This is a genomic window from Sphingomonas sp. FUKUSWIS1 (assembly GCF_000733135.1).
Taxonomy (GTDB): Bacteria; Pseudomonadota; Alphaproteobacteria; order Sphingomonadales; family Sphingomonadaceae; genus Sphingomonas; species Sphingomonas aerolata.
This window is the reverse complement of record NZ_JPJC01000160.1, coordinates 1-1306: the sequence shown is the minus strand read 5'-3', so window position 1 is coordinate 1306 and position 1306 is coordinate 1. Positions and strand designations below refer to the sequence as shown.

The following is a 1306-nucleotide window of genomic DNA, read 5'->3' as shown; positions in this document are numbered from 1 at the left end:
TGGCGGGGCTCTATTATCTCGATGCCAAGGCGCGCACCGTGTTCGACGTACGGTTGCCGGGGACAGTCACTGCGCTGACCTTCGGGAATGTGCGGACCAATACGGTGGCGGTCTTCGGTGATGCCACGCTCGACGTGACGCCGATGCTCAGCGTGTCGGTCGGCGGACGCTATACCTGGGACGATCGCATGTCGCAGATCCAGCGCAACGTATATCTGGGCGCTTCCCCCTTCTTCGGCGGCACGAGCGCGCCGATCGCGCGACAAACCGACTTCCGCGGGACCGCAAGTTTTGCCAAGTTCACGCCGCGCGCGTCCGTCAGCTTCAAGCCCGATGCCAACAACACGCTGTATGCGAGCTGGTCGAAGGGGTTCAAGGGCGGCGGGTTCGACCCGCGCGGGGTCGGTACCGCGGCGCCCGACCTCAACGGCAACGGCATCACCGGTGCCGGCGGCGACCGGCAGGATATCTACAACTTCCTGTCGTTCGGGCCCGAGAGCGTCGAAAGCTTCGAGGCGGGATACAAGGCGTCACTGTTCGACCGCCGGCTGACGCTGGCGATTGCGGGGTTCCATTCGAAATATACCGACGTCCAGGTGCCCGGATCGGTCGGTGCCACCGTCGGCGGCATCCAGACCTTTATCGGCATCACGACCAATGCGGGCCGCGCCCGGATCAACGGTGTCGAAGGCGAGGCCAATCTGACGGTCGCGGAGGGCATTGCGGGCGCCGGCGACCGCATCAACCTGTCGGGAACGATCGGCTATCTCGATGCCAAATACACGCGCTTCATCGATTCCCGCGGGATCAATGTCGCCGCCAATCGCAAGTTCCAGAACACGCCCGACCTGACCGCGAGCGGGACGCTCGCCTATCATGTCCCGGTCGGATCCGCGGGCGCGATCGACGCGAGTACGACGCTGTCCTTTCGCAGCGATTCACAGCAGTTCGAACTGCGCACGCCGCTGCTCGACCAGCCGGCCTATGCGCTGCTCGACGCGAACCTGGTCTATACGATCGACGCGCGCTTCTCGATCGGGGTGCATGGCAAGAACCTGACGAACAAGCGCTATGTCGTGTCCGGCTACAACTTCCTGCTGCAGAACCCCGATACCGGCGACTATCTGCGAACGGCGGCGGGCGCCTTGCGGCCATCGCTCGGCAGCGACGGCGTGCTGACGGCCTATTACGGCAATCCGCGTCAGGTCTTCGCGACCCTCACCGCGAAATTCTGATGGAGCGCAGCCGGGGGGCGGGTGATCGCCCTCCGTTTGCTGGAGTAGAGTATGGCAAGTGATATCCCGGC

The 1306-nt window shown here is 64.4% G+C and carries 1 protein-coding gene; it reads left to right on the top strand.

Going from position 1 to position 1306, the window contains the following annotated elements; all coding sequences use genetic code 11:
- Positions 1 to 1235 (top strand): TonB-dependent receptor (locus sphsw_RS10250; RefSeq protein ID WP_031440540.1); only part of this gene is annotated, 1235 nt, incomplete at its 5' end.
- Positions 1236 to 1306 lie beyond the last annotated feature (71 nt).